This is a genomic window from Streptomyces sp. AF1A (assembly GCF_047340315.1).
GTDB lineage: Bacteria > Actinomycetota > Actinomycetes > Streptomycetales > Streptomycetaceae > Streptomyces.
The window spans coordinates 1-3,727 of the sequence record NZ_JBLEBI010000314.1; the positions used below are offsets into that span (position 1 = coordinate 1).

At 72.5% G+C, this 3,727-nt stretch carries 6 protein-coding genes; 4 read left to right on the forward strand and 2 right to left on the reverse strand.

Annotation, left to right across the window (positions count from 1 at the left end; all coding sequences use genetic code 11):
• A partial coding sequence (locus ACLU3S_RS36180; RefSeq protein WP_413956218.1) for a DUF4439 domain-containing protein occupies positions 1-243 on the reverse strand: 243 nt, incomplete at its 3' end.
• Entirely contained in the window at positions 240-758 is a 519-nt protein-coding gene (locus tag ACLU3S_RS36185) for a hypothetical protein (protein ID WP_413956219.1), read from the reverse strand. The genes ACLU3S_RS36185 and ACLU3S_RS36180, both read right to left, overlap by 4 nt.
• Before the next feature lie 236 nt (positions 759-994).
• Between ACLU3S_RS36185 and rimP the strand changes: the two genes are divergently transcribed.
• From rimP to ACLU3S_RS36205, 4 genes are all read left to right on the forward strand, one after another.
• A complete protein-coding gene (rimP, locus tag ACLU3S_RS36190) occupies positions 995-1,504 on the forward strand; it encodes a ribosome maturation factor RimP (protein WP_413956220.1) in 510 nt (169 codons plus the stop codon).
• Between the two features lie 2 nt (positions 1,505-1,506).
• A complete protein-coding gene (nusA, locus tag ACLU3S_RS36195) occupies positions 1,507-2,517 on the forward strand; it encodes a transcription termination factor NusA (protein WP_413956221.1) in 1,011 nt (336 codons plus the stop codon).
• 101 nt (positions 2,518-2,618) lie between these two features.
• Positions 2,619-2,915: a YlxR family protein gene (locus tag ACLU3S_RS36200; protein ID WP_413956222.1), complete on the forward strand. Its 297-nt coding sequence runs from the start codon at positions 2,619-2,621 to the stop codon at positions 2,913-2,915.
• A gap of 145 nt (positions 2,916-3,060) precedes the next feature.
• The coding region (locus ACLU3S_RS36205) for a translation initiation factor IF-2 N-terminal domain-containing protein (protein WP_413956223.1) at positions 3,061-3,727 on the forward strand (667 nt) is incomplete at its 3' end.

Sequence of the window (3,727 nt, forward strand, 5' to 3'; positions counted from 1 at the left end):
CACCGGGAACGGCAGCTCGTACCCGGCGTTCGCGGCCACCGGTTCGCCGCCCAGGTCCCGCACCTCGCGCGCCAGCGCGTTGCGGCGGGCCCGGTGGGCGTCGTACGCCGCCTTGGCGTCGGCGCGGCGACGGTCGTCGATCTGGCCGCCGACGACGCCGTACCCGTACACCGCCGCGTGCTCCGCCGCCAGTGCCGCCTGCAGCGCGGTCAGTTCGGCCTTCGTGGATCCGTCGTCGCTCACTTGGCTCCCTCCGTCAGCAGGTAGGCGTGCGCGGCGCCGGCCGCCGCCACGGACGCCAGCAGCCGCGCCAGCTCGCCCGGCGCGTCGAGCAGGGACTTGGCGCGCTGGTCGGCGAGCGTGCGCTCGGCCGCGGCCAGGCCGGCAAGGGCGTCCTTCTCGCCGGCCGGCACGGGCGACGCGGACGGGGAGGGGGAGGCCGAGGCGGACTTCGCGGGCGTCGCCGTGGGTGCCGCGCCCTCCTCGAACGTCCGGACGTGCGCCGCGACCTCCGCGCGCAGCGGGCGCAGCCGCTGCCCGAGGCCGGGATGCGCGGCGAGCACGGCGTCGTACCGCTCCAGCAGCCCCCGGCTGTCCCCGGCGGCACGCGCGCGTGCCCGCGCGGCGGCGGAGGGGCCGTCGCCGCCGGAGTGCGGGCCGGCCGAACAGCCCACCAGGAGGGCGGCGCCCGCGGCCGAGGCGAGCAGGGATCTTCTGCGCGGCCCCGAGGGGATGCGCGGCGGCGAGGGGTACGGCACTGCAGACGTCCTCGGGGAACTCGTACGACAAGAAGAGCGGCGACGGGCGGCGTGCCCGTGATCACCGTACCCGCGCACCCGTCCCACGCCACTCACCGGCACCGCACATGGCCGCCCGTCACGGATCGTGCGCGGCTTGTCCACAGGTGGACGGCAACAGTCCCTGTGACCGGATACCCTTTGACCAGACACGCGACCCATCCCACAACAGCACACGCGGCCGAGGAGTCACCCGGATGAGCACCACCCAGAGCGAGAGGCTGCGAGAGCTGCTCGAACCGCTCGTCACCTCCCAGGGGCTGGATCTCGAGGAGATCGCCGTCGACTCCGTCGGACGCAAGCGGGTGCTGCGCGTGGTCGTCGACTCCGACGCCGGAGCGGATCTGGACGCGATCGCCGATGTGAGCCGTGCGCTCTCGGCGAAGCTCGACGAGACCAACGCGATGGGCGAGGGCGCGTACGACCTGGAGGTCGGAACCCCCGGCGCGGAGCGCCTCCTCACCGAGCACCGGCACTACGTGCGCGCCACCGACCGGCTCGTGAAGTTCCAGCTGACCGAGGGCGGCGAGCTGGTCGCGCGCATCCTGAAGGTCGACGACGAGGGCCTCGACGTCGAGGTGCCCGGGGTCAAGGGCCGCAAGGCCACGCCCCGCAGACTCGCCTTCCCGCAGATCGCCAGGGCGCGCGTGCAGGTCGAGTTCAACCGCAAGGACAAGAAGGACATGAAGGAAGAGGAGGAGGCGTAGCCGTGGACATCGACATGAGCGCCCTGCGGGGCTTGGTTCGGGAGAAGGAGATCTCCTTCGACCTGCTGGTCGAGGCGATCGAGTCGGCCCTCCTCATCGCCTACCACCGCACCGAGGGAAGCCGCCGACACGCGCGCGTGGAGCTCAACCGGGAGACCGGGCATGTGACCGTGTGGGCGAAGGAGGACCCCGAGGACCTCGAGGAGGGCCAGGAGCCCCGCGAGTTCGACGACACCCCGTCCGGCTTCGGCCGGATCGCCGCCACCACCGCCAAGCAGGTCATCCTGCAGCGGCTGCGCGACGCCGAGGACGACGCGACACTCGGCGAGTACGCGGGCCGCGAGGGCGACATCGTCACCGGGGTGGTCCAGCAGGGCCGCGACCCGAAGAACGTGCTCGTCGACATCGGCAAGCTGGAGGCCATCCTGCCGGTGCAGGAGCAGGTGCCGGGCGAGACGTACCCGCACGGCATGCGCCTGAGGTCGTACGTCGTCCGGGTGGCCAAGGGCGTCCGCGGCCCCTCCGTGACCCTCTCGCGCACCCACCCCGCCCTGGTGAAGAAGCTCTTCGCCCTGGAGGTGCCGGAGATCGCCGACGGGTCGGTGGAGATCGCGGCCATCGCCCGCGAGGCCGGTCACCGCACCAAGATCGCCGTACGGTCCACCCGCCCGGGCCTGAACGCCAAGGGCGCCTGCATCGGCCCCATGGGCGGCCGGGTGCGCAACGTGATGGGCGAGCTGAACGGCGAGAAGATCGACATCGTCGACTGGTCGGACGACCCGGCCGAGATGGTGGCGAACGCCCTGTCACCCGCTCGGGTGAGCAAGGTGGAGGTCGTCGACATGACCTCCCGCTCCGCCCGGGTGACCGTGCCGGACTACCAGCTGTCGCTGGCCATCGGCAAGGAGGGGCAGAACGCCCGCCTCGCGGCCCGGCTCACCGGCTGGCGGATCGACATCCGGCCGGACACCGAGCAGGCCGCGGAGCAGGCCGGGGAACAGGCCGGGGAATAGATCCACGCCCCAGGTCGCTTGATCAAGGACAGGTTTACGACAACAGCCGTTCGATCTTTGCCCCAAAGGGGTGAGGTCGGTACGGGGAGGTAGACTTAACCGTGTCTGGCCGGACGCACGCCCGAGCATGCCCTGAACGCACCTGTGTGGGGTGCCGGGAGCGGGCGGCCAAGAACGATCTCCTGCGGATCGTGAAGATCGAGGACGCGTGCGTCCCCGATCCTCGCGGTACGCTGCCCGGCCGGGGTGCGTATGTACACCCCGCCCTGGTCTGTCTCGACCAGGCGGTACGCCGTCGGGTGTTGCCGCGGGCACTGCGCGCCCCGGGAGCGCTCGACACAAAGGCGTTGCGCCGATACGTCGAGCAGACAACAGTTGCCGAGCAGGCAACACCGTAAGACGTGCCGCGCGGAACCCCGCGCGGCCTGGTACCTCGCGAGTCGAAAGCAGGTCGAGATTGCGATGAGCACTCGATGAGTACGCGATGAGTACGCCCATGAACTAGCGACGGTCCGGCTTCAACCCGGACCTCAAAGGAGCGAAGTGGCTAAGGTCCGGGTCTACGAACTCGCCAAGGAGTTCGGTGTCGAGAGCAAGGTCGTCATGGCCAAGCTCCAGGAACTCGGTGAATTCGTCCGTTCGGCGTCTTCGACCATCGAAGCGCCCGTAGTACGCAAGCTGACCGACGCCTTCCAGGGCGGTGGCAACGGCAGGTCCGCCGCGAAGCCCGCCCCGCGCAAGGCCGCCCCCAGGCCGGCCGCGCCCTCTCCGGCGCAGGCCGGAGGCACCTCCCACGGCGTCAAGCCGGTGGGGGATCGTCCGGCTGCCCCGAAGCCGGCGCCCAAGCCCGCGACGGCACCGGCTGCCCAGCAGCCCGCCCCGTCGGCTCCCGTGGCGCCCGCGCCGACCCCTGGTCCGCGTCCGGTTCCGGGCCCCAAGCCCGCACCGCGTCCGGCCCCGGCCGCTCCGGAGTTCACCGCTCCGCCGGCCCCGGCCGCCCAGACCCCGCAGGCCCCGGCCGCGCAGGGTCCGCGTCCCGGCGCCCGTCCCGGCGCCCCCAAGCCCGGCGGCTCCCGTCCGGCTTCCGGTCAGGGCCAGGCCCGTCCGGGCCAGGGTGCCCCGCGCTCCGGTGGCCAGGGCCCGCGTCCGGGTGCCCGTCCGGCCGGTCCGCGTCCGGGCAACAACCCCTTCACCTCCGGTGGCTCCACCG